The sequence below is a fragment of the Verrucomicrobiia bacterium genome (assembly GCA_035489575.1).
GTDB lineage: Bacteria > Patescibacteriota > Saccharimonadia > Saccharimonadales > JAGQNK01 > DATHJY01.
Genome location: DATHJY010000002.1, coordinates 17,179 through 41,881, shown reverse-complemented (window position 1 = coordinate 41,881; position 24,703 = coordinate 17,179). Strand labels below are relative to the sequence as shown.

Below are 24,703 nucleotides of genomic sequence, written 5' to 3'. Positions count from 1 at the left end.
GTATAGAATTATGATATGCCTGGCTTTAAATACAACCATTACGTACCCGAGTGGTATCAAAAAAACTTTATTTCACCCGACTCTACTGACGGCAGTTATTTTTACCTACGGTTAAGACCAGAGGGATTTCGTGATTCAAAAGGGAGGCTGCATTATGCAAAGCCGTTGAAGAAGTGGCATCCTAGCAGGTGTTTCGCGGAAGACGACCTCTATACTACTAGATTTAGCGGATTAGAGTCGCGTGATATTGAAAGACTATTCTTTGGAGCAATAGATACCAAAGGTAAAGATGCAGTGGACCACTTCATAAACTATCAATACCCCGACTGGCGCGGCGAGCCCATTGGGGACCTATTGCAATACATGACGACACAGAGGATGCGAACAAAAAAAGGTTTGGTTTGGTTATCTGAGCAAATTAACTCAAATGATACCAACGAAATTCTTAGGAGAATGGTTGAACTTAAAAATGTATTCGATGCCATTTGGACTGAGTGTGTTTGGCAATTAGTAGATGCTGCTGACTCTGATACAAAGTTTATTGTCTCTGACCACCCAATTACGATTTACAACCGTCAGTTGGGTCCAAGACAGCCAACGTGGTGCAAGGGTTTTCGCGACCCTGATATTCGTATGGTAGGCTCTCACACCGTATTCCCGCTTAATCTGAACAAAGCACTCATTCTTACAAATCTATCCTGGGTAAGGAACCCTTATCAGTCTTCCAAAAACCTTAGACCAAATCCCGGTTTCTATAGAAATACCGTTTTTGATTTTCATCGACTCCACCTCAACAGAAAACTATCTGAACTTGAAGTAAAACAGCTTAACTTTATTATCAAGAGTCGTGCGTATATGTTCATTGCATCTGGCAAAGAAGAGTGGCTTTATCCTGAGAGAGATATCTCAAAGTCAGATTGGAATATCTTTGGTAATGGAATTCTGTGTATGCCCGACCCCAGGTCGATGAATTATGGTGGCGAGATATTTGGTAGTTCTGGTGCTGGTACAAAGTGGGCAGTCGATTCCTATGGTAGAAGGCCTAACGACCCCTTATTCAGTAAGGACGATTTACCAACTGACTTGAGCAAGAGCCCTCTTTACCGTTTTAAGGGCGAATTTGCTAGAAGGTTTGGCCCAACGAGGCGAGGAGTAACTTTAGAGATTGGCGAACTTGGTAGCGAACAGGACACCGATACAATGCACGAGTATCATCTTTCGCTCCAAGGAAAGAAACAATATCATTAATTAAATGACTGAATTAACAGACGAACAACTACAACGATGGAAGGAAGTCTTTGCCAAAGACGGCATTGTCTACGATACAGATGATGATTACAGGGAAGCTGTCAGTAACCTTGTGGGATACTTTGAAATCCTTATAGAAATGGACAGGTCTCAAAGGCAGAAAGGCGAAAAAAAATGATGTTAGTCTTTTCCGGCTTTCTTCTTATCCTGGTAAATGTCGTAGATAAGATTGGCCAGGTCCTTGGCATCTTTCTTTCTCCGCAGTTGCAGTTTAGCCAACTCCAGCGCATCCTTAGCCAATATATCAAGAGTACTTATAACCTGAGTAATTTCTTCATCACTCATGCCTTGCGCATCAGAACCAAGTATTTCCCTTGCTTCTTCAATGCTGATTATCAAGTTATTATCACTCATATCTTTCCTTCCGTATCTATTAATTACGCATATTGCCCTTACGGTCATATAATACGTACAGAGGCTTTAGTAAACCAACCTGGCTTCGGGGGTGTGCATGGTAAAATATATTAGTATTCCAATGTCAAAACACAAAAAAAGTATTAAATTTATAGATTTATTTGCGGGTATAGGCGGTATTCGGCTTGGTTTTGAACGAGCTGGTTTTGAGTGCGTATACACAAACGAGTATGACAAGAGCGCAGCAGCTACCTATGCAGCAAATTTTGAAGGCAAAATAGACACACGTGATATTCGCGATGTGAATGAGCAAGAAATACCCAAATTTGATGTTCTTTGCGCTGGCTTCCCCTGCCAGCCCTTTTCTTTAGCTGGAATATCGGCTCGATATGGCCTAAAGCGTGCTCATGGCTTTAAGGATGAAAAGCAGGGCAACTTATTCTTTGAAATTATAAGAATTGTTGAATACCATAAGCCATCAGTGGTGTTCTTGGAGAATGTTGCTAATTTGGAAAAGCACGAAAAGGGTCAGACGCTCGCAACGATTAAAAAATCTCTTGAAGATATGGGTTATCTTTTCGAATACAAAGTAATCGATGCTTCTACTCTGCTACCACAGAGAAGAAAAAGAATTTATATGGTAGCTAATCTTGAAAATAAATTCCAGTTTAAGGATATTGAGCCTAAGGTAAGTTCAGTAAAAGAAATATTTGAAAAAAACCCTGACTCACGATTCACGATTTCAGACAGGCTTTGGGAGTCCCATAAAGCCCGAACTATACGAAATCAGGAAAAGGGACATGGCTTTAGACACTACATGGTTGACCCAAACGGTATCGCTAACACGCTTACGTCCAGGTACGGTAAGGATGGCCGCGAGAATCTGGTTGTGCAAAAAGGCAAAAACCCAAGAATGCTAACTCCGCGCGAGTGTGCAAGACTAATGGGGTTCCCAGACTCATTTGAACTTCCCTTAGCAAAAACACCTGCTTACAGACAGTTTGGCAACTCTGTGTGTGTGCCAGTCATTGAATCTCTAGCGAATCAGGTTTACGAACAGCTTTCTCAAGAAGAAATTGCTAAAGCTCCTGCTAAAGAAGAGTCAGGTCTAACAAGCCTTGTTACCCAAGCCGTGCCTATAGCTGGTTAAGCTCCTCAGAGAATATACCTATCTCTGGGTCGCTTAGTGTACCTACAATTGCTGCTCTATCAAGGTATCTATTCATCAACTCACATGAGGTTTCAGGTAACATGCAGCAGGAATGGCATGCTGCTAAATTCAAAGCTTGGTAACCCTGTCCATCAGACTCAATGCATAACGGGTCGCTAGAGCACCATTGTGCCTCTGTAACTGCTTTCATGACAGTATCTGGGAATAAGTCTGCCTCTCCCTGCCTTACTAACCCACCGAGAGTTCCGTCCGAATCGCCTTCGGCGGTGTATATGAGAATCCCGTACATAGGTTTACCCTTTGAACTTGAAGTACAGTATAGCCGTTCTCTTAACGCAGAACTCGAATACCCACATTCGAAACTGAGTTGTCTAACAAGTAGATGTGCTAGTGTGTGCAAAAATATAAACTCTGGCGTTAATTCATCTACAACACCAAATGAATCGGGGTTTTTCTGGTTCCTTACAAGTAAGTTCTTGTAATGAGCAGCTGTTCTGGGATTTTTTGCCCATTGCCTAAGTTGACTTGGCTTAAATTCTATAAATATTCCTTCGCCTCTTACTTCATAGCCTGGCTTCCATCGAAAACGTTTATTTTGCGTGACCGACATAGTTTCTATCTTTTCATCATCCTTTACCGATGCATCATCAGAAGCTTGGGGAGGTCTTATGCGAGAAAATCCTGTTTGTACTCGGATTTCGCGAAGTTTTTTTACTAGTACGACTGAGTCAACGAAGGAAAGTTTATACTTTGCGGCATCTTGCTTCTCAATAAGGAAATCTTTCTTATTGTTAAGGCTATCGTCATACTCGCCCATGAAAGCCAGGTACTCCTCATACCTGTACTCTTCCTCATTTTTACCATCTCCCTTGTCTTCGTCATCTCCCATCATTTCGTTCACAATAGCTCGAACCTTTTCAATAGGCTCAGTAAGTTGAGCTGATATTCTTTCAAGATAAAATTCTAAGTCCTCTGCGTTCTGCTGGGATTCAAATGCCGCCCAAAGAGGGGTATCTATGATTCTTGACTTCAGCCCCTCTGTTGAATGAGGCGGTATCAGTATTGAACTCTTAATTACTGGGAAGTGTACATTCGTACCACCACGTTGCAGAGTGGTTAGATTTTCTCCACATTGGCTACTCCATATCATCTCCCAGGGCATAGAGCCTTTGCAGTGAGCTATTTTCTCTATATTGTCTCTACCAAACGAACCACCCATACTTCTACTCGAGCCACACGTTCCACAATGAATAATAATCCCTGAAAGGCTGGATGAGTTTCCCAGTTCTCTGTATTCAAGTTTTGGCTTACTACAAATATCTCTGCCTGTATGTGCCCATTCAATGAATGGGAAGTCATCAATATGTCCCTTCCGGCAAGCAACGACAAACCTGGAAGGTATCAAGTCAAGCGAACAAACGTGGCAATAAGGTCTTTCATCGAAAGAACTAAAGCGTGATGTTGCTACTGCTGATTCTCGCCAATCCTCTAACGGCATCAAGGCATTATGTAACTTATTTCGACATCGCATCCATCTAGGAAAACGGACCGCGACAATCCCATCAATTGGTGCTTCCGGGGCCATTAAGAAGTAGTTAGCCCCTAATTTTTTTTCTAGGCGTGGGTCATATAATTTAATACCTCGCTGTGGGTCCCACTTATCAATTCCGCACACCATTAATGATGCGTTTGGCAAGTCAGCTATGGCACCAATACCGAAAGTTGTTACTGTTTGACTGCGTCTCAGCGTAGGCTGACTTGAATTTTTATCATTGCTAAATCTACTCATGTCCGTGGTCCAATCTAATTGAAGCCTCAACGTCTGTGCTCCTCATTGATTGTAACGTTGAGTACCTTCCCACACCTTTTTTATCAGCTGGGGTACGCATTAACGCAGCTTTGCCATGATTACCCAAGGGGTTTGAAGAACCGAACACCGCCCCATCTCCTAGCAGTCCTAATTCTGATATTGTTTCGGCTATTTTATCAATTTCTTCCTTAGTTTTGTCGACTTCTGTATCATCAACCTGCTTAACTCGACTTAGTATTGAGGCGACTATTTCTTGGAATTTTTTATCACTCGGCTTGAAACTACTAAGCTCTTTTCCTGACTGTATGCCCATGTAATGACGCACAAGAGTGATAATAACAGCGTGAAGTGCTTTCTCTCTCACTGGGGCGGAGAACGGTGTAACGCTAGTTGGCTCTACGTACCTATAAAGGGACTGGTGGTACTTTGCAAATTGTTCATAGTGCGACCGGTCACGGCTCTTCGTTGGTCCATATAAGGTTATAACCAAGCCTGGATACGCGCGACCAACACGACTAGTTGCCTGGATATATTCTGAGGTTGTTTTTGGTTGTCCAAGTACTAACATTAATCCTAGACGGTCAATATCAACGCCAACAGAAATCATGTTTGTCGCTAAAAGGGTGTCAATAACTTCTTGGCTTGGGTACTCAACACTAAGTCGTTGCAATATTTTTGGGATTGATTCTGGGGATATTCGACTCGTAAGCTCTTGAACATCCTTATCTGAATATACGCGTGCTTTTTTACCAAGTCTTTTGGCCACTGAATCGGAGTAAGCTTTTACGTCATCATAAGCTAAGCTCATAGACGTACCTAATTCGCGGATACTATTACAATAGACAACTTGTGTCCAAAACTTATCTTTAACTTCGTCATCAGCCACTATAAACTCAGCACCTTGTGACATTCCTGCCATTAATTTGATTTGCATCCAGGTAGATGTAGTTCCTGACGGCATAACTCCTATGTATAGTCTCCCTGGGCTATCGCTAGTAACATCTGCCTCGCGTGCAAAAAATGAATCACTAGCATCGAGACCGGGCGAAGGAAATTGTCTGAAGTCTCGAGCATAAAGTGCGTTACATTGTTGTTTCGCACGGCGAATAGTGGCCGTTGATGCAATTATTTTTGGCTTACTACCTTTGGCAGAGCACATTAGGTCAATCGCTGATTCGTATAAGCCAACTACCGTACCCAGTGAGCCCGAGATTAAATGCAGCTCATCTTGAATTATTAATTCGGGCGAAAGGTTCTTATTGCCTTCGTCGAGTGCAAAGATTTTTGATGCTTCGGGTTTCCATGGCAACATAGCAAACTTATCTACTGTTCCAAACAAGAGAGTCGGTGCTTGGTGGTATACGTCTTCATCAACGATACTAATCGGGAGTTCGTCAAAAAAATCACATCCACGGTTAGGGCAATACATTACAAAACGATGACGTGGACGTGTTATAGCCCTGTAAGCATTTACGCCTTTTGATTGTTTTTTAACCATGTGAGTCCCGCACCAAGGACAGCTTAGAACTTGGAATGGATTATTGTAGCTGCCATCAACCTGCCTCATCAGGTCAGCTAATCGAAATTCAGCATCTTTGATTGAATATGGCGTAGATTGTCCCAGCCATAGACCAATTGTTATCGCCGTATCTCCTAAGTCTGAGCTGTTAGAGCGAAGTTTTTCGCAGGCACAAATAAGTGTGCAGGCTCTCTGAAACTGTTGCGAGGTCAAAAGTCTCAGAGTATATCTCATTATTACTGTCGTACCCCCCGATTCATCATCCGAGTGTGTAAGTCTTCTATAGAAAATAGTAAACGCAGTTAAGCCAAGATACGCTTCAGTTTTACCACCACCAGTAGGAAACCAAATTAAGTCCACTATATCTTTGAAATTGCTTTCGTTATTTACGAGAGACTCAACCTCCATTAATAAGAAGGCTATCTGAAAAGGCCGCCACGTTGCTGGCTTCTTAGCATCAGAATCATCATACGAATCAGGCATTGCGTGCCCTTCATCAGGAAACTTCTTTTTTGATTGGAGATTTGTGTGCACTCTTTGCATTAACATCGCCTCGTTGGCAAGATTAAATGCACGCATAGCTTTTGGATTTTTTCCTAGAAAATTAATTCCAGAGTTCATCCTGCTCGCTGATTCTCGACATGACTCTATGTGCTCAAGTGACACGCTATTAAGGCTTTTATCTAAAGTTTTAGATTGTGCAGACAGGTCATCTATCCAATTTTCATAAGTAGCTACAAGTAATTTTAATTCTTTTATAATCTCATCCTGTTTTGAATAGGCTAGTGTAGCCATTTTTAAATTTGGGACGTTGGACCCGTCTCGCGATTTAATGTCAAAACTCATTTGAGGGATGATATGTCGAGGAATTGTCACTGAATATACCGCACTCGCAAGCTTACCACCGCTCTCCCAATCCGCAGAGCAGCCATGGCCAGTAGCAAAGTATCTCTTATTCCTAAAAAGCAACTTCAAGGATGCCTCTTCTGGGTCACTGCTTATATATTCAGTCGTACTAAGGTCCTCGAAAACTTCAACGCCAGACTTGCTAGTGAGCTTAATTGAAGTCTGAAAGTAAGCTAATTTATGGTCGTTCTGTGACTGAGACGTTTTGGATGTATTAATAAGACTAACGGTGCACAGTTTCTTGCCGTTACGTGAAGGCTTCGATATGACTACAATCTGTAGCTGCTCCCCTTCGATTTTGTATTCTGTTCTTGAACCCGTTAAGTTTAGCTCAACTTTTTCGCTGATAGGGATTCGTTTCCAGCCGTTCTGTAGCCGAAACATTTTATAAAGAATTTTTGCAAACTGTTTGTTGTCAGGATGAACTGATATAAAGTAATCTCTCTCAGTTTTTGAGAAACTGGACTTCAAAGATAGTTGCCCATCTTTATAATCAAATTTTTCAGTAAACGCAGCATTCTGCATATAAGCATCACTAATACTTGTCGCTCGACAAGAAACCAGTCCAAGGTCTGAACTTTCTAGAGAATCATACCTGGCTGTATCAACCTGAATAATTAACTGCCTGACTGTATCGTCGATTGAAAAACTAATTCCCATCGCGGATGGGAAAAATGAAGTGGCATATTCAATAGTGCCTTCTTCTTCGTCCCTAGAACGCATATCAAGTTTTTCTTTTCTCTCGTTAACTTCTTCATCGTTATCGACAAGTTGAGGGAAAAGTATCCCAGCGGAATATCGTGAAGTTGGTGCTTCCTCGATTACTTCGATACCAGATTTGGGTCCAATAATATCTAATTCGAGGAAATCTATCATTTCCTGTCTAAAGTCTTGGTAGGGATTATTCTTCATGTTCATCATTATCTTATACGGTTACTCGTAAAGTTCTTTTAACTTATTCCTGTACTCTGGCTTCAAGGTACTCTTTACTGCCACCACAAGTGCCGTCCTGGCACGAGTAAAGCCAACATAATTGACTACTTTATCCCAGTCGCGGTTTAGCTCACTGATGTCAGTCAATATGACTACAGAACTCTCTAGACCCTTATAGCTCTGTATAGAAGTATAAGCTATCTTTTCTCCACGTTCGCTCCTTATATTGTCTGTATCTAGAAGCAACAAAGGCTGTTTTGTCCTTAGACGACCACTGCCCGCCAAGGACGAACTATATCTTTTTGGCGACAGGATGGTAATATCGTTTGCCGAGACTCGGCCATCAAGCAGTTTGTTTATTTCGTAACTAACTTTATTAGCCTGGTCTGCATCATCTTGAAACCACACATAGCGAACAGGTATACCTTCTAGCTTATTTACTGTAGGTGCTTTTATGCCCGAGATAATTTCTGTTTGAATCGCAATTGGTTTAGTGTTTCTGCAGTTTATACTCAACTTATAGGTAACAGATAGCGCTTTTAATTTACTAAAGGTTTTTTCATCTAGATTCAAAAACATGTTTTTCTGATTCTCTGGGTCAAGAAAAACGGTCCATCTACCATCTTCAATGCCGCCTCGGACAGCCCTACTTAGGCAATTGATGTATGTATCTGAAAGGACGTCCTGTGCTTCATCGATAATTATTGCGTCGTAAGAGTATTCATCACTCCAGGCCTTATTAAACAACTCCGGATACACTTGCTGGTAAAGCTCATTATTATCGTTTGATTGAGCAGTTTTGAGGCCCTGCTCAAGTCCAGCCTGAGTAATTGTGTCGTGGAAAAAGCTATGAATTGTTTTTACGTCAACATGTTGCATTTTCTCGGTTTTGTTTAGCGACTCGTCCAGACATGCAGCTAGGAACTTGTTATAGCAGAGAAGAAGAGTTCTAATGCCTTGTGCTTCGTTCCGTTTGGCTTGTTCTGCCGCCAACAACGTCTTCCCCGTTCCGGCCGCTCCTTGGAAAAGAACACGTTTATTTTCTGCCATTGCATCAAGACACATGAATTGTTCGTCAGTTAATTTGATAATCTCTGCTTCCGAGTCAGATATTGCAACACTAATTGGGAATATGGTTTCGAAATCGCCTCTCACATATTTAACAATCTCACTGATTTCTTTCTTTGTAAGCTGCTTCGCGGAACGTTGTCTAGACTTCCAGTTTCCAATGAGCCTATTTAAGTAATCCTCAAAAGGCATATTGGTGTCGCGTACATCAAACACAGTTTGCAGGTCCCACTCGGGCGACTCGGTGGTAAATTGTATATCTGGTAATGCTACACCATAACCGAATAAGTATTGGTTGATATTGGTGTCAAACTGTTGAGCTAAGTCTGCTCTTAGTGAATACATTGCAGACCGTGCTTGTGTGAATGGCGATTCACGCTTTTCGGACACGCGTCCATAGCGGTCAGTGAATTTCCACACCCCATTTTCACGACGCACGCGGCCACCTTTTATTTCAATAACAAATACGCCAGCTGGGCCTACAAGCAAAATATCTATCTCGCCTTCGCGTTTTGATAAATGTTTGCTGAGCCCAAGAGAATGAAGGCAATACCAGTTATCAAGATTTTCCGATTCTTTGATGATTTTAAATAACTTACGCTCAGCATTACTTGTAGTCTTATGGATGAATGGTGGGAGTGTTCTCATGAGAAACCCTCATTTAATCTGCCGATTTCTGAGACAGGCACACTGAAAGTTTGTTCTGATATTGATTTCACGATTGCGATGCGAGAACTTCCCGAATAGGCTTGTAGCCTTTCACGTGTTTCCTCATTTACATCGCTGTCGTCTGGTTCAATCGCTGAATTAATAATATTCCTTACTAGGAGCCAGCCAGTTTTAACGTGAAGAGCATGGAGAGTCTTACACGCTCGTATTACCTCATCACGATTTGCTATCAATGCCTGGTCCTTGGTAATTCTAGCAATGGCCTCAATCGCAGCATAGTTATCATTGGACGGACCAATTACATTACCGCTTAGCCATGAGCGAATAGTGTGTATTGTTCGAGGACAGCCGACTAACCTAAACATGCCAGCCAGTTCCTGGTCAGATGAATTACTGCTTTCTACGTATTTTTGTAACGCGTCTCTCCAGATATTCGCAGTAGCTGCTACGCTCCTGTACTCTTCTGATTCTTTCAAGATGCTGAGTAACTCTTCAAACATACTGCGTTCGGAATCAGCAAATACAAGTTCATCGCCTTCACTAATCTCGATTGTTTTGCTTCTAAGTATCTTGTGCTTCGAACGCTCTAGCTTATCAAACTTGTGTTGGGCATCAGCATAAACCATTGTTCCATCATCAAACTGTATCTGGCGAGCTTCTACACCCTCTTGTTCGGTACCGTTGTATGAGGAATCGTAATTGGGATAGAGCGGTGTGTTAAATTTCTGTGTAATGTACTCCAGAATCGACTCTATGGACTGGCCTTCTTCTGAGTCCGAGAGAGTAACGCTTGAGGTAGTATCAACACCACCGAGGGATTGTCTGGCTACTTTGTCATACGATGACTCAGGAGAGCTAGGATGAGTCTTATAAACACGCTGCAGACTTTCCAGTTCCTTGCGGTACAGAATGAATACGGGGTTCTTTACTGGTGCAAGAAAGCCTTGAGCAGCGTTTCTTCTATTACTCCAACCTGTAATAATTCCACGTTTTACTGGCATCGAACTTAGCTGTTCAATATTTTTGGCTTGAATTCGCTTGTTACCCCTCAGCTTATTGAAAGCAGCCGTATATTGAGGGCTGCAGCAATAAACATAAGTAGCATCGTTGGTATTTGTTTCTAGTAAAGCCAGAATTGCTTCGCTTTTTGGACTATGCTTTGAGAAGTATTCGTATAATGTATCCATCTTAGAAATAAGTTCTTCGCACATACTTGAATGCATTGCAGGAATAAGGAGACCGTAGGATTCCCTAATTCGATTTTTGAAATCCGAATATTTTTCATCCATTCTCTTAGTCGGAATGTTGTATTTGGCAATATATTCATGGAAGTCATAGATAGTAAAAGGCAGTTGCAGCCAGCCATTTATTAGTGAGATTCCCCAGCGAATTAAAATGCCTGATTCCGGAAGAGGGGATACCTGTTTGCTCAGCGAGTAGAGGATTCTGTAAGATTCTTCGACTTGCTTTTCTATGTCGGTTGGAAGACTTATTTCACGAAACTCAGGCTCTTCCCCGGCCAAATAGCTGACTATCTGGCTATGTTTATCAAAGGGCTCGTTTGGGTTTTCTTGTAGATAGGAAGCAGTATCAATACCCTTAAAATCTCCCCTTTTCCATACATAACTTTCGATTCCCATAGAATGCAACGTCTTTAATTCGTCTTCATCTGCAGAACGGAGCAAGCAAAGAACTTTCCTAGGATTTGTATCCGAATTTAATCTTTCAATACTTCCATAATGTGCTCGAAGCTTGGAGGCACTGTCAACCACCAGTAGTTTGTATGACGGGTCCTTCATTGCTATATCAACAGCCATGTCGCAATTTGCTACTAATCCAATTATTGGCTCCTGCTTTAGGTTATTAAGACCAAACGAGCCGACGTAATGCCAGTCTTCCGTTGAAGTGTAATCTGCTATTGGGAAAATAGCCTCTAGCGGGTCGTCCCCAATCTTTACTCCACGGATTGCATCTATTAAGCCACTTTTATCAGGTGCTACAACAAGCATTTTTGATTTTTGAAAAGTTTTTAATCCTCCGCTGGGTAGTTCCAACATATGCTCGATTTTCTTACCATATACTTTCGTTCTTCGCGTACGACTCGCATTGTCTGTCGATGTGTACGGCTGTATTCTCCACTCCCTACCCGTACCTTCAGGGATACTTTCCACCATTCCATTGTCGAGCCTTTTAACTGAAAAGTAATTCTTTCCATGGATTACAGTCTTACCCAGGAACTGCCCGGGATACATTACTCGATTCTCAATTAGCCCAACACTATCGCCAGGTTTAATATCTTTTAGAGTTGTTTTGCTGCCGCTAGAAACGTCATACTTTAACAGGGCAAGGAGACTCTCGACAACCACCATAAGGAGAACGGTAGGGTCCTCTGGCGTAACTAGAGCTAAGTCGTCTTTAAGGTCGTCCGGCTCCTTTAACTGCTCAAATATTAGCCTGGAATTTATCTCGTCGAAAAAGCTTTTGTTGTAGGTATTATCACGCTGTTCAATTTGCAAGCGAAAGAAGTCCTTGGTAAGTTTCTGGTCGTCAATCGTGTCTTGCATAAGTCTACATCGTCATATTCATCTGTTATTTGTATCTTATTGTACTCTGTAACGGGGTAAAACTAAATGGAATTATTGTGTAGTATAGTTTTTACTGTCTGGGGCTGGCTCACTTGTTATCATTGAATCGTATTTTTCTGCTGTTTCTTCGGCCAACGGAATTAGGTCTTCGTAGTTTTCGCCACCGAACCTTATTATCAACTGTCTCCTGACCCCTGCGTAATCAGAGCCAGTTGCCCATACTTCAACGCCAGCATAATCAGCAAGTTCCTTGTCAGACAGCTGCATCAGCCTGTCAATTCTGGAAATCATATATTCATCTTTCTTGCTGTACGCAGCCAGATGTTCCTCTCGCTTACGGAAGAGGTAGACTCTGTATTTGTCCGCAATGCCCTTGTTAATGTTTTGCTGCAGCTGCGCCTCTAGTATTTCTGTTTCAGTCGGCATTTCAGGGTCATCAACTGCGTTTGGCCCAAATTCCTTTTTATTCCTACGCTCTAACCACCATTTTGCTGCACTAATATCGCCGTTATCTATGGCATCGACAATTACCGCCTTTGCGTTCTCGCTGACTTTTGTTCTGGCAGCAGCAATAGTGTCAGAAAACTCTGGTATTTCACGACACCAGTGATAGTACGTTTCACGAGATATACCAGCGTAAATGCAGGCCTCGGTTACGTTTGCACCACGCCAAAAAGCAGCCAGTAATTTTTTGACAGCATCAAAGCTCTCGTCGTCCTTTTTGGACGGCCTTCCAACCTTTTTACTTGTAGTCTCTGTTGCCACGAGTATGCTCCAATTCTTATTATTTGGATTTTCATACTCATCTTTTGATTTAATTGTAACAAAATGCTTTAAGTGCCGTTAACAAATGGTATAATAGGGGTAGTACATTAGAAATTTAATCGAATAAATGTCGTTAAGACAGTTTCGTTCCCGAAATAGGGAATAATTCTGTCTTAGCGACTTTTTTATTTCCTGTCTCGGTCAAGGGACTAGGAAATGAATACGGCAGAAAATTACTATGAGACATCAGACTTAGGCTTAGCAGCTGCACTGCTTGCCTGTAACGTGCTGCTCGTCAGGGTTAACAAGGAAAACCCCAGACGAGCTGTTTTTGTATTTGTTGAATCGACAGAGGTCAACAGCCTAGTTCAGGAGTACTGGAATGGTTCCTTGGCCGTTGGTGCACTTGGATATTTCGAGAATACAAAGCGACTTAAAAGCAGGATTTACGGAGAGTAGTAATGGACCTGACTACCTCTGATATACGGCAGTTCCAACAACTTTATAAGACAAAGTTCGGGATTGAGCTGGACGAAAAAACTGCACGACACCAGCTTTTGTGCTTGGTGCGTCAGATGTATGAGGTCTACAAGCCAATCACACAAGAGCAGTCAGCAGCGTATACCGCAAAAAATGAATATGAGGATACTAGTAATGAGCAAGCCCGAGCAGCAAGCGATAGCTAAATATTTTTCAAAGAAGCCACTGCTTTACATAGGTGGTCTTGGCCAAGTGTTCGGTGTAAACGCAGGGCTGTTACTTTCACAGTTGCTTTATTGGCACGGTAAGGGCAAGGATAAATCTGGCTGGATATACAAGACTGCTGCGGACATCGAAGCGGAGACGGGCTTAACACGTAGTAATCAAGAAACAGCCATTAAGAAGCTCGTCAAGCTCGATGTTATTGATTACAAGCTGGCTCAAGTACCTGCAAAACGACACTTCAGAGTAAAACTGGAAGAACTACATAATATTCTTCCCAGTTTGAAGGAATCCCGCAAACTGGATTACCCAAATCCACCGAACTACTATGTCCCAAATGGCGAAACTATTACAAAGATTACCAGAGAGACTACTACAAAAAATACCGTAGCAGCGGTTAATAAAAATAACTTCCAGCAACACCGGCAAAGACTGATAGCTAGCAAATCGGTCCGTGGACCCTAGGCCTTTTTAACCGCAGCAGCCATTCAACTATTAATAAAGGAGATGAAATGATTAAGGTAAGTTTTAGTAGAGATGAGTTGAGAGAGATAGGCTTTGCAGTCCTATTAGACCGTGAGACTGTAATCGACCATCTGGAAAAGGAGCCTGATAATACGCAGCTGCAGCAGTCGCTTCAAATGATTAATGGAATCGTATTAAAAGTGAACGCAGCAATAAATAAGCCAAAGGAGGTATAATATTAAGCGTTGACCCAGTTCGTGCCAAGAAGTTTTTTTATGCACTTCTGCCTGTTAAGGGGCGGTTCTGCCAGAAGCCTTCTTGGTAACTGGGTCAACAGGAACCGTCCCTTTTTGGACTCAAGGAGAGTGTTATGAAAACCCAGAAACTGCGATATATCGCCTACGTACGCAAATCATCCGAAAGCAAAGAAAAGCAGGAACTGTCGCATCTTAGCCAGATTGAAAATATAAAAAGCCAGTTCGGTAACCTGAATATTGTCAGGTGGATGGACCCTGAAAGTAAAAGTGCTTTTACACCTGGACGACCAGTATTCAGAGAGTTAATGGACGCAATAAAAAACGGCGAAGCAGATGCAATCGTTGCTTGGCACCCTAACCGGTTATCAAGAAATGAAATCGATAGTGCCGAAATTACTTATATGTTGCGAGGAGCCTTAAAAGACCTAAAGTTCTGCTCTTACAATTTTGACAGTTCGCCCGAAGGCATAATGATGCTGCAGATGACAATGAACCAGTCTCAGTACGAAAGCACCAAACAAGGTAAGGACGTTAAGCGCGGGCTGGCAACCAAGGCTGGTACTGGCGAAAAGCCAGGACGTGTGCCTCCTGGATATATGAAAGTACCCCAATTAGACAGCAACGGTCAGGTCATTATTCGCCCGAAAGACAATAAGATAGTTACGGAAACCGGTAAGGACCCCGAGCGGTATGAAGATGTTAGGCGTATGTTTGCCTTCCTATTAGGTGGTGGATACACGCCAAGCCAAATATGGAAGATTGCCTTCGAAGAAATGAACTTCGTTATGCCGAAAACACCGAAGACAGGTGGCAAGCTCATAGGTAAGAGCGAACTGTATCGTATTTTCAGGAACCCTTTCTACGCTGGATATTTTGAGCATAACGGAATCCTGCATAAGGGTAACTACGAGCCGATGATTACCTGGGAAGAGTACAAAACAGTTCAGCAGATACTTGGCGACCGTGGCAACCACCGTGTCGGTAACTTTGACTACGCATTCAGCAGTATGATTCGCTGTGGCATTTGTAATTGTTTGGTCCAGGCACGTCATCGCACCAAGTACGTAAAAAGCGAGGGACAGTACAAAACATATGTTTACTATTACTGCTCACGAAAAAGTATGGACCGTCCTTGCAACCAGACCGTGTATACCCCACTGGAGGTCATTGAAAGCAATATAGACGAGGAGCTGGGCAAGTATACGATAATCCCTGAGTTCAAAGACTTGGCACTCAAGATACTACGCCGCAACAATAAGCTTGAAGTTAGCGAACGTGAGCGGATGTACGGCAAGAACGTCAAGAAACGAGCGCAGCTGCAGTCGCAGCGGGACAGCCTCATTGACTATCTACACCGTGAGTTGATAGATGAGGAGGAGTACAAGCATCAGAAAAGCCGTCTGCAAGTTGATATTGATAGCCTGGACCAGCAGCTACGGAATACGGAGAAGCGAGCCGAGAATTGGATGGAGCTAAACGAGAAAGCATTTAACTTTGCTGCCTACGCTCGTATCCATTTCCAAAGCGGCGACATACGAACCAAACGTGAGATACTCAAGACCTTAGGCAAAAACCTTGTGCTACAAGATAACAGACTCTTTATAGAGCCGAATGAATGGCTCGTCCCAATAGGCGAAAAATACCCAGAAATTGAGAGAAGTTTCTTGAAGGTACGAACCGAAAACAAAAACGCCGCCACCAGAGATATGGAAGCGGCTCTTGAGCCAGTTATAAGTTCTTGGAGGGCCCAGTGGGACTCGAACCCACGACACCCTGCTTAAAAGGCAGGTGCTCTAACCGGCTGAGCTATGGGCCCACAAAAATGATTGTAATGTACGGCAGCTGTCAGGGGAACCCACGACTCACCTCTCACCCTTCTTAAAAGGCAGGGTCACTTTCAGCGACCCCGGAACTTCGCGACTGAAAACAAGTTTTCATCGGAAGGTTCCCTTGCGAAATGCCACAGGCATTTCTCACTCTAACCGGCTGAGCTATGGGCCCGCGTTAGCGTGTAATGCTGGGCTGCCGCAAGCTGGCGACAAAACAAGTTTGCTCGCCAACTGTGGGCAGCCCAACAAGCCGCTTCCTCTTCCGTTGCCCAAACAGCCGGACACAGTTTGCTTGGTTTGGACAACGGGCAGGGCTGTAGAAAGACAGTGCTGCGAGAAATTAACTTCTTACATTATGTTTATTTTGGGCAAAATGTCAATGATTTACAGATGGGAGCCGATTGACCTAGTTACGAAAAGTTTATATAGTTTATCTACTTTCACGAACATTCGTGAGAAAGTTCTTACACATCCGTCCTATCTGAAAGGTGGCACTACATGCCGCTTGCAGAGCCTTTGTTTCTGTATCCCAATTCGCGCCGGTTCCTTTTTGACAAAGTCTGTGACGAAATAGTCCGGGCATTAGAAGCGCGCAACTGGGACGTACCGGGCATTCTGGTAAATTTTCGTACTTTTGGGACTGGAGCCGCCAAGTATCGGATGGTCTCAGAGATCCAGGGCGCTGACTTCAAGGTGACCCTTGGATGTCATACATTCCACGGAAGCCAGAGTGTCATAGGCGCAACAGAAGTGATCATCCCGCGCCAGCACATTATGGTTTACCACAACTGGTTGAGTCCCGTCTACTACGTCTACGCCGGCACCGACTGGCTGGCAGACAAAGAGCGGTGGGTATCCGTTCAGCCGAAATCTAGCAGCAAGGCTGATCGAGTGCCCCGCTGGTACCTGCGCTACACCGGAGACTGCTTCTGCAACGCCAGCGACCGGCGTCACACGCATGCCGGCAGCGGTCCATCGCTGTTGGTGCATACCAGCGACAACTTCGAATACGACCCCGTGGGCGACGAGCCGACTATGTACGACACCGATGAAGTGTTCGAAGACTTCGCCCAGTGGCTCCGGAGCAACCTGCTGGACTGGATCCTCCGGACTCCTGAAGCCACCGAGAAGGTCAACGCCTTCCCGCAGATCAACACACCACTGCCAGATGGGATACCGCCAATCTTCTGCTTCGGCGACAAAGAGGACTATCTTCGTGTCTTGTTCGGACAAAACGTCAGTGTCGAGCCAGATCTGCGCTACGGCATGGCAGTCGGTAACTACAGCTTGCTGTGTTATCCCGTTCTTAGTAACGCTCCCAGGGAGGCATATTCCAGCTTTCTGTGGTGCGGCTTTGGCGAAGTGCAGACCTCCACACACCTTGATGAGTTGGTCATACCCGGACTCCCGTGGCAATCACCCCTAAACTCCTATGTATTCCGGGTAGTGCCCAAACGTGCAGAAGGTATCTATGTTGCAGATAACTCGCCGTACGTGTCCTGGTATCACCGACTATCGAGACGTGACCTACTTTCTAGTAACCTGGGCTCTGCGGAGCGAGAGATTGCAGGACGGACTCGAGCTGCTTCACTGATGCAAATTGCGACCTATCCAGGCCTCCGCTACCAGCAGCCAATCGTGCTCATCAACCGCGAGCTAGAGCTTGACGAGGTCGAGATAGTTAGTGGCCCGTGGTCCACCTAGTTCAGGCGAGGACGGAGTAAGTCGTGCGGTGAGTGTGGGCAATGCCGCAGAGGTTTGGTAGTCCTCGGACACCACTTCTGTATCACCACCCCTCCACCGCACGCAATAACACATATGCTTATTTTTATTAATTATACGGGTAATATATGCAAATTTAGTGTATAATCTGTACTTTCAGGACTATACGTCGATAGAGTGGATATGAATCACTCAGATACACTTTTATACAAGCTACGGTTTCTTTTTGTCGGTGCGCTTATTATTGTCGTTCTTTTTCTGGCAGCTATCCTCTTTACGACCCTAGAGACCGGAAGTGCCGAGGCCCAGGCCAGTAGCACAGCCGATGTCCAGATTGTAGACGCACCATCCGACGACCCAAACGTAGTCACCACCGGCATGACCTTGGCCGTGGACCGGTTTGGCAAAAACATGACCGCGGCCGCACATACGATTCACGAGGACACCCAATCAGCCTCGGCAGCCACAGCGCGAACCAGCAAACTGATAGCCCGGCGCGCAGGCAGCGGCGTAGTTGCAGTAGCTCGTGGCGTGGCCAAGGGCCTGGGATTTGTTGGCAATGCGGCCTTCAGAAGCGCTGCCCTTGTGTTTGGCGCACCTGGAAAGCTTCTGAAGTTTGTCTCTAACACCTCTGTCGTCAGTGCAGTCATAAGACCCTCCGACCACGTAGAGGTACCAATAATCGATCCAAATTCGCCCGAGCTGCAAGCGGCCATTGCCGCCCTGCCTCCGGCACCAGCCGTACTTCCTGCTGCGCCCACTGCCGGTCCACAGTGGCCAATCCAGGGCGCTGTCACCACCGCGTTCGGTGTGGCTCACTGGCCGTACCAGCGAACGCACACCGGCCTAGACATCAGCGACGGACAGCGCTCGGGCGTCACACCCATCAAGCCTTTTAGGCCAGGACGAGTCATAGACACCATTCGCTCCTATCAGGGGCTCGGCAACCACGTGGTTGTCGATCATGGAAACGGCGTGACATCGGTATACGCCCACCTGGCCTCGATTGCCGTACAGATAGGTCAAGAGGTGAACCTAGACACCACGCTCGGTTTCGAAGGATCAACCGGCGCCTCTACGGGCACCCACCTGCACTTTGAAATCAGAGTGAACGGACAGGCAGCAGATCCTCGGCAGTTCGTGAGTGGCCAGCCCTAAAGACGACAACCTTACCTAGTGTTTGCCGCGCTTTTTGTCCTCTTTATTGCGGCCAGTTGCCCACATAAGTACCAGCGTTAACACAGCAGCCAGCGCAACGGCGACGTCTTGGGCGTCCCGCAGTACGTCACCATGCGGTGCATCAAACACTTGTTTTTGGATATGGCTCGGCACCAGCGGCAGCGTCAGAACTGCCAGTGAAGCGCCAATAGCTATCAGGGGCAAAATGTGCAGTGGCAGCTTAGAGCTGGGCAAGGACTTGCGCATAAGCAGCAGGGTAAACAACGTGGGCGCTAGTAGCAAAGCAATCTGTGTGGCCATGGGCGTGTTGGCTCCGCGTATAAACGCCCCAGCTGCCAAACCGGCATCGTCACCAACAAACTGCACCAACAAATAACCGGCGGACATGGACACAAACAGCTTCACGGCGCTCACACGAAACACAAGTGCCAGCACCACAGGCACGCATGCTGCAGCAGCCAATACTATAAGAGGTGTCATATGGGTATGATACCAGAAAACGGTTATGTTAAAGGTTAACTTCTATGTCGTCACCATCTTTTAGGCCAAGCCGGTCAGCCGTTCCAGCCGGAACCTCCAGCACATATTTGGCTGCCCTGGGCGGACAATACTTGGCTGGGTAGGTGTCTGGTGACAAGTTTTTTGCCTGGTGGATCAAGTGCCGGCCCTCGTCAAACCATAAGATGTCTATATCAAACTCCATGTCCTTCATCCAAAAGCACGATGTATCCGGATCCTGAAAGACAAAGAGCATACCTTGGCGGTCAGCCAGCCCAGTCCGGCCCGACAAGCCCTGTTCTTGTTGGGCGGCCGTGGCAGCTACATCTACTCGAAAGTTCTGATGGCCCAGCACCACATTAGACCCAAGACGGTCTGGCAATACTGCTATGGCCAGGAAGAACAGCAAGGCTAGCAGACCCCCGCCCAGCAGTTTGTATGGTCGGCCTTTTTTAGGCGCCGACTCGATCGCGTCTTCTTTTGCCTCTGGCATTTTGTTCTATGTAATCAATAATTTTACCTGCTACGTTGCGATCGGTCACTTGCTCGGGCGTCTTGATACTGGCCGAGGAATTTACCTCCAGCACTAGTGGGCCACGGTCGCTACGCATCATGTCCACACCGCAAATGGGCAGCCCCATAGCCTTGGCGGCTTTTTGGGCAGTTTTGCGCTCTTCTTCGGTGAGTTTTATCGGGCTGCCAACACCACCTTGGTGAGTATTGGAACGAAAATCATCGTCAAGACTCTGGCGTTTAATACTAGCAACTACCTTGCCACCAACCACCAGAGCTCGTATGTCTTCACCGGCAGATTCTTTGACAAATTCCTGCACCAAAAAGTTCACGCCCTCTACGTAAAAGGCTTGCATTACCGCTTGAGCAGCCTTCCTGGTCTCGGCTAACACCACACCATTGCCATGAGTACCACGAGCCACCTTGATAATCACAGGCGCACCACCAGTTTGTTCGATAAGGTCGTCTGTCTCGGCTGTCTCGCGCGAGAATACGGTCTTTGGTATACCCACACCAGCACGAGCCATGATTTGCATAGCGCGTAGTTTGTCGCGCGAGCGGCTTATGGCAATAGAACTGGCCGTAGTAAATACACCCTGCATTTCAAACTGGCGTACCACCGCTGTGCCGTACTTGGTTACCGACTGGGCAATACGGGGAATAATCACATCGATGTCAGACAAATCTTCACCCTCGTAGCGCACAACTGGGTTGCTGCGCTCGATGGTCATATAACATTTGTTATAGTTAACCACCCGCACGTCGTGACCGCGGGCTTTGGCTTCTTCTATAAGACGCATGGTCGTGTAGTTGCCCGGTCCGGCGGACAATACAGCTATCTTCATTGGTGGAGCTTGATCCATTTCATTATTCCTCTACCGGTTCACCATACGTGGCACGTTTGCCAACGTCAACCAAAAAATGGTGGTGGCGTAAGAATCGCCGGCCAATGAGTACTGGCCACCGCATCTCGCTGCGATCTGCCAGGCTAATAGCGATGGGGTAGGTTTGGCCCCGGACGATTACGCGCGTTTTTATGAAATATCGTTTCTGATTATCACCATTGCTGCTGCGCACATACCGCACCGCAAATTCGGTGACGGTTGCATCAACGGCCGGATCGCCAAGCGGCGAAAAGTGCAGAACTTTGCCTGCTTCGGACTTTTCTACGCGGATATTGGTGCAGTGTAGGGCGCCGGTATAGGCCCCCGTGTCTATCTTTGCTTTTACTTCGTCCACGCCAAAATCCGGAAACCCAACTGGCTCAAAAGTACTGATAATTTTTGGTGGGACTTGTTGCTTCATACTGTCAAAGATTATGAAGTATCAGTATACCATTTCTAAGACAGTATGACCAGAAATTACCCCTGTTATATAGAACTATTTAGCATTCTGTACGCGCAGATAAGCGAACAGCACCAGACTAACAACAATAAAGAGTATTACAAGAAGGAGAGGAATCAGGCCGCTTTGATCAAGTTTTTTCAGTGCGCCCTTACCCCGTTTGAACTTTACGAGACGCATATGCTTATTTGTACACGCATTGTAAAAATTTGTACAGAATATATGCAGTTTTTTGCTACTAGAACAAGCCTCGTTTTTTATGAGACTTAAATTCTTCCAGCAGTTCCTGTTGCTTTTTGGATAGCTTGGTAGGTGTTTCGACGTGGATAGTCACAATATGTGCGCCACGTGTTTCACGCTTGAGATGTGGTACTCCATGACCCGACAGTTTAAAGTCAGTGCCGGGCTGAGTGCCAGCTGGCACCTTCATGTTGACCGGTCCGTCAACCGTGTCCACCTCTATTTCAGTGCCCAGGGCCGCGTCTACCATGCCTACTGTTTCTTCGCTCAGAATAAGGTCGCCCTCGCGGGTGAATTTCTTGTGGGACTTGACCCGTACGTGCACGTATAAGTCACCCTTTGGTCCATTGGCAACTGCCTCGCCATGTTCGCGCAATCGAATGGTCGAACCGTCGTCTATGCCGGCCGGGATTTTCAGGCCAATTTCTTGTTTCTTTCGCCGAGTACCCTTGCCATGACACACTGTGCAGACTTTTTCGGGCACCTTGCCAACACCTTTGCACTTGGGACAGACCGTGGCTTGTTGAATATTGCCAAAAACAGTACGCATAACGCGGGTTACTTGACCATGGCCATCACACTCGTCGCACTTTTTCATCTCGTGGCCCGGCTCTACGGTACTGCCTTTGCAGTGTTCGCACTCGTCCTCTAACTCGATATTCAGATCTACCTCTGTGCCAAAGACAGCCTGCTCAAAGCTAACTTCTACGGCTACCTCTACATCGCGGCCTCGTGCCTGACGCTGACGACCGCCGCCTCCCGTACCACCGCTAAAGAAACTATTGAAGATGTCACCCAAGCCCATGTCGCCAAAGTCAAAGTTGACGTTCTGGCCCTGTCCACCAAAGCCACCAAATGGGTCACCGCCACCATTGCCACCCACGCCGGCGTGGCCAAACTGGTCGTAGCGTTGGCGTTTGGACGAATCTTTGAGCACTTCGTAAGCTTCGTTGATTTCTTTGAACTTAGCCTCGTCACCACCTTTGTCGGGGTGGTGCTCTACGGCTGCTCGCCGGAAAGCTTTCTTGATCTCGTCTGGGCTGGCAGTTTTGCCAACACCAAGTACTTCGTAATAATCTTTTTTAGCCATTGTTGTTTCCTTTGAAGTATTTGAGAACCATAGCATCGTCAAACGTAATTGTCTTTTGGGCCTGCGAAGAAACCGAACGATTCAACCACCCTGCATAGCAAAAATAGATAACGGGCAGGCCATCCCGGTGAGCAGCCTGCATTGCAGGCACCAAGTCACTATCCGAAGAAGCCAGTGCAACGGTCTTCTGCGGCTTATCGTGAGAAGCAATCACCAAATCTGTGGCCACGCGAACGTCGACCCCCTTCTCTTGTAGTACAAGCGTTTTCTTGCTGCAGTGAACACAGGCACCTGATTCTCGAACACGCAGATACCCCGCTTTTACAACTGTTATTTTTTGGTTTGTCAGGTCTGCTACCCAGCGTCGATTCGCTTCAGAAATTGAAGTGATTCGTTTCTGGAGTTTTATGGGTACTTTTTGAGTGGGCTGTTTTATGCGAGTAGTGTAATAGGTAACATCAACCAACGCAACATGCAACGACTCCCGTAAGAATCCGACCAGATCAAAGCGAAAATAAGCGTGTTTGTCGTTGATTTTCTGGTGTTGCTTCAGAATGTGCGCAAGCTGATGTCGCAAATTTTCACCATCTACTAAAACTCTCATACGTATCCTCCACAAAAAAGCCCCGCTGAGGCCGAAGCCAACACGGGGTGCTGTAAGCCTATAGTAACAAAAAGTCCCGCATTAGTCAACGTCAGCGCTTGGTCAGAAGCCTTCACGAACTCATCTGCGTTGGCAGTTTTGCCAACGCCAAGTACTTCGTAATAATCTTTTTTAGCCATCTAAATTCTCTTCCATCCATGCCTTAGCTTTTGTCGATACTGCTGCAATGGGTACCGCCTCTAAAACAAATGTGTCATAGCTGTGCAGCTTGGCAACTGCTGCTTCTACCCGATCAAATAAATCTAACGCACTTTCCATGACCAGTAAAACTTCGTTAGCGTGAGTGATCTTGGACTCCCACCAATAAGCTGCCTGCACGGGGACTTGCTTGGCGCACACTACCAGCCGCCGGCCTAGCAAGGACTTGGCAATGCGCGAGGCCTGGGCAGCGTCTTCGCAGGTCAGGTACAGGTAGCAGTAATCTCTTTTTGTCATGCTGGTGCCCATTGTACTATCTGGCACCGACAAAAGCGCTCTTGGCGGCCCATAAACCCTTGGCTGGGGTCTACTAGTTTACTAATAGTGCCTATGCCGTGGCAATATGGGCAGCCCTGGGCACGCACCGTCCGCTCGAACTCGGCAATGTGGTCGTGCTCGGGCGCAAAAAAGGTGTGCTTGTCGTAGTTGGCATCTGTAAATGGATCATAGCCCCCAGGGTTGTAGCCAATCTCTGCGTCCTCTACCAGTGGGTGGGTAATCAGGTATTCAAACGCCGCCTTGAGCTCACGAAAAGCCTGTTCGTCACCCCCTTGGTCTGGGTGCAGCTGCAGGGCTTTTTTGCGAAAAGCTTTCTTGATTTCGGTGACGGTGGCATTTCTGTCTACGCCTAAAATCGTATAATGATCGTTATTCATGGCCTAACACGCCTCTGTTAATTTTCGCCATGGTTGCTTCCCTTTTCTACACCTAAACTAGTCAGGGCGTTCACAAAAGCTTCCCGCACTCCCTCGAAGTCGAGGTCGTAGTAGCGAGCTACCTCTTCCAGCAGCGCCTCTCTGTCGTCCAGATAGGCGTCTAGGGTGTCATCGTTAACCAAGTCTTGGTGCTCGGTGAGTAGAAACTGACCCACTGCTTGCACTCGAGTGTCTTGGGAGGCGAAAGAAATCATCACC

Annotated in this window: 24 protein-coding genes and 1 tRNA gene; 8 read left to right on the top strand and 17 right to left on the bottom strand. The window is 45.8% G+C overall.

Features of this window, described 5'->3' with window-relative positions; all coding sequences use genetic code 11:
* Positions 1 to 15: 15 nt before the first annotated feature.
* Entirely contained in the window at positions 16 to 1,248 is a 1,233-nt protein-coding gene (locus VK694_00470) for a DUF4238 domain-containing protein (GenBank protein ID HTE57195.1), read from the top strand.
* 4 nt (positions 1,249 to 1,252) lie between these two features.
* The gene (locus VK694_00465; protein HTE57194.1) at positions 1,253 to 1,426 is read left to right on the top strand and encodes a hypothetical protein; all 174 of its coding nucleotides are present in this window, start codon (positions 1,253 to 1,255) and stop codon (positions 1,424 to 1,426) included.
* Positions 1,427 to 1,428: 2 nt separating this feature from the next.
* Here VK694_00465 and VK694_00460 read toward each other — a convergent pair whose 3' ends face one another.
* Entirely contained in the window at positions 1,429 to 1,662 is a 234-nt protein-coding gene (locus VK694_00460) for a hypothetical protein (GenBank protein HTE57193.1), read from the bottom strand.
* A gap of 121 nt (positions 1,663 to 1,783) precedes the next feature.
* On the opposite strand from VK694_00460, the gene VK694_00455 reads away from it, so the two are divergent.
* A complete protein-coding gene (locus tag VK694_00455) occupies positions 1,784 to 2,812 on the top strand; it encodes a DNA cytosine methyltransferase (protein ID HTE57192.1) in 1,029 nt (342 codons plus the stop codon).
* Here the strand turns inward: VK694_00455 and VK694_00450 are convergent.
* From VK694_00450 to VK694_00430, 5 genes are all read right to left on the bottom strand, one after another.
* Positions 2,799 to 4,622, bottom strand: coding sequence for a DUF1998 domain-containing protein (locus VK694_00450; protein HTE57191.1), 1,824 nt, complete (start codon positions 4,620 to 4,622; stop codon positions 2,799 to 2,801). The genes VK694_00455 and VK694_00450 overlap by 14 nt on opposite strands.
* On the bottom strand, positions 4,615 to 7,980 hold the full coding sequence (locus VK694_00445; protein HTE57190.1) for a helicase-related protein: 3,366 nt from the start codon (positions 7,978 to 7,980) through the stop codon (positions 4,615 to 4,617). Before VK694_00445 ends, VK694_00450 begins: the two co-directional genes overlap by 8 nt.
* Before the next feature lie 21 nt (positions 7,981 to 8,001).
* The gene (locus VK694_00440; GenBank protein HTE57189.1) at positions 8,002 to 9,717 is read right to left on the bottom strand and encodes an NERD domain-containing protein/DEAD/DEAH box helicase; all 1,716 of its coding nucleotides are present in this window, start codon (positions 9,715 to 9,717) and stop codon (positions 8,002 to 8,004) included.
* Positions 9,714 to 12,302, bottom strand: a complete 2,589-nt coding sequence (locus tag VK694_00435) for a DrmE family protein (protein ID HTE57188.1) — start codon at positions 12,300 to 12,302, stop codon at positions 9,714 to 9,716. The genes VK694_00440 and VK694_00435 overlap by 4 nt, the downstream gene beginning before the upstream one ends.
* 72 nt (positions 12,303 to 12,374) lie before the next feature.
* A complete protein-coding gene (locus VK694_00430) occupies positions 12,375 to 13,088 on the bottom strand; it encodes a hypothetical protein (GenBank protein ID HTE57187.1) in 714 nt (237 codons plus the stop codon).
* Between the two features lie 216 nt (positions 13,089 to 13,304).
* Between VK694_00430 and VK694_00425 the strand changes: the two genes are divergently transcribed.
* The 3 genes from VK694_00425 to VK694_00415 all read left to right on the top strand — a co-directional run bounded on the left by VK694_00425 (position 13,305) and on the right by VK694_00415 (position 14,491).
* Entirely contained in the window at positions 13,305 to 13,547 is a 243-nt protein-coding gene (locus VK694_00425) for a DUF5659 domain-containing protein (protein HTE57186.1), read from the top strand.
* Between the two features lie 195 nt (positions 13,548 to 13,742).
* Positions 13,743 to 14,255, top strand: a complete 513-nt coding sequence (locus VK694_00420; protein ID HTE57185.1) for a hypothetical protein — start codon at positions 13,743 to 13,745, stop codon at positions 14,253 to 14,255.
* Positions 14,256 to 14,302: 47 nt separating this feature from the next.
* A complete protein-coding gene (locus VK694_00415) occupies positions 14,303 to 14,491 on the top strand; it encodes a hypothetical protein (GenBank protein ID HTE57184.1) in 189 nt (62 codons plus the stop codon).
* A gap of 1,760 nt (positions 14,492 to 16,251) precedes the next feature.
* Here VK694_00415 and VK694_00410 read toward each other — a convergent pair.
* A tRNA-Lys gene (locus VK694_00410) sits at positions 16,252 to 16,328 on the bottom strand.
* Positions 16,329 to 16,839: 511 nt separating this feature from the next.
* Here VK694_00410 and VK694_00405 point away from each other — a divergent pair.
* On the top strand, positions 16,840 to 18,045 hold the full coding sequence (locus VK694_00405; protein ID HTE57183.1) for a hypothetical protein: 1,206 nt from the start codon (positions 16,840 to 16,842) through the stop codon (positions 18,043 to 18,045).
* Between the two features lie 201 nt (positions 18,046 to 18,246).
* Positions 18,247 to 19,221 (top strand): M23 family metallopeptidase, encoded by a 975-nt coding sequence (locus VK694_00400; GenBank protein ID HTE57182.1) that lies wholly within the window; start codon positions 18,247 to 18,249, stop codon positions 19,219 to 19,221.
* Between the two features lie 15 nt (positions 19,222 to 19,236).
* Here VK694_00400 and VK694_00395 read toward each other — a convergent pair whose 3' ends face one another.
* From VK694_00395 to VK694_00350, 10 genes are all read right to left on the bottom strand, one after another.
* Positions 19,237 to 19,722, bottom strand: a complete 486-nt coding sequence (locus tag VK694_00395; GenBank protein HTE57181.1) for a hypothetical protein — start codon at positions 19,720 to 19,722, stop codon at positions 19,237 to 19,239.
* A 28-nt stretch (positions 19,723 to 19,750) separates the two neighbouring features.
* Positions 19,751 to 20,233, bottom strand: a complete 483-nt coding sequence (locus VK694_00390) for a DUF192 domain-containing protein (protein HTE57180.1) — start codon at positions 20,231 to 20,233, stop codon at positions 19,751 to 19,753.
* Positions 20,193 to 21,098 carry a RimK family alpha-L-glutamate ligase gene (locus VK694_00385; GenBank protein HTE57179.1) on the bottom strand — a complete coding sequence of 302 codons (906 nt, stop codon included), beginning with the start codon at positions 21,096 to 21,098 and terminating at the stop codon, positions 20,193 to 20,195. The genes VK694_00390 and VK694_00385 overlap by 41 nt, the downstream gene beginning before the upstream one ends.
* 22 nt (positions 21,099 to 21,120) lie before the next feature.
* On the bottom strand, positions 21,121 to 21,558 hold the full coding sequence (locus tag VK694_00380) for a RimK/LysX family protein (GenBank protein ID HTE57178.1): 438 nt from the start codon (positions 21,556 to 21,558) through the stop codon (positions 21,121 to 21,123).
* 277 nt (positions 21,559 to 21,835) lie between these two features.
* Positions 21,836 to 22,927 carry a molecular chaperone DnaJ gene (gene dnaJ / locus VK694_00375; GenBank protein ID HTE57177.1) on the bottom strand — a complete coding sequence of 364 codons (1,092 nt, stop codon included), beginning with the start codon at positions 22,925 to 22,927 and terminating at the stop codon, positions 21,836 to 21,838.
* Entirely contained in the window at positions 22,920 to 23,531 is a 612-nt protein-coding gene (locus VK694_00370) for an NYN domain-containing protein (protein ID HTE57176.1), read from the bottom strand. Before VK694_00370 ends, dnaJ begins: the two co-directional genes overlap by 8 nt.
* A complete protein-coding gene (locus VK694_00365; protein ID HTE57175.1) occupies positions 23,528 to 23,710 on the bottom strand; it encodes a hypothetical protein in 183 nt (60 codons plus the stop codon). Before VK694_00365 ends, VK694_00370 begins: the two co-directional genes overlap by 4 nt.
* Positions 23,703 to 24,026, bottom strand: a complete 324-nt coding sequence (cutA, locus tag VK694_00360) for a divalent-cation tolerance protein CutA (GenBank protein ID HTE57174.1) — start codon at positions 24,024 to 24,026, stop codon at positions 23,703 to 23,705. Before cutA ends, VK694_00365 begins: the two co-directional genes overlap by 8 nt.
* Positions 24,023 to 24,445, bottom strand: coding sequence for a J domain-containing protein (locus tag VK694_00355; GenBank protein HTE57173.1), 423 nt, complete (start codon positions 24,443 to 24,445; stop codon positions 24,023 to 24,025). The genes cutA and VK694_00355 overlap by 4 nt, the downstream gene beginning before the upstream one ends.
* A 17-nt stretch (positions 24,446 to 24,462) precedes the next feature.
* Positions 24,463 to 24,702 carry a hypothetical protein gene (locus VK694_00350; GenBank protein ID HTE57172.1) on the bottom strand — a complete coding sequence of 80 codons (240 nt, stop codon included), beginning with the start codon at positions 24,700 to 24,702 and terminating at the stop codon, positions 24,463 to 24,465.
* Position 24,703: the final 1 nt, after the last annotated feature.